The organism is Pseudomonas sp. 51_B (assembly GCF_017491595.1).
Classification (GTDB): domain Bacteria; phylum Pseudomonadota; class Gammaproteobacteria; order Pseudomonadales; family Pseudomonadaceae; genus Aquipseudomonas; species Aquipseudomonas promysalinigenes.
The window spans coordinates 1-244 of sequence record NZ_JAFGYW010000575.1 but is presented as its reverse complement, the minus strand read 5'-3'; the positions used below and the strand labels follow the sequence as shown (position 1 = coordinate 244).

Below are 244 nucleotides of genomic sequence, written 5' to 3'. Positions count from 1 at the left end.
TTACACCGTCAGCGGTGAGCCGCATCGTTGCCCGTGCCGAGCAGCGCCTGGGGACTCGCCTGCTACTGCGCACCACACGCGCGATCAACCTGACCACCGAGGGTGAGGCCTATCTGCGCGGCGCCCGACAGGCTGCCGCTTTCGACCACCTTGCAGAACACCTCCATTTCCCCGGATCGACCGTAGTATTCCATTTGTGCCTCCAGCGCAAAGGTGATTGCCAATAAAGCTGTCTAGTGCGCAA

Annotated in this window: 1 pseudogene; it reads left to right on the top strand. The window is 61.5% G+C overall.

The features are described 5' to 3' along the window. Nucleotides 1-131 (top strand): annotated as a pseudogene (locus tag J5M56_RS26245) (LysR family transcriptional regulator); the annotation flags it as partial. Between the last annotated feature and the right edge of the window lie 113 nt (nt 132-244).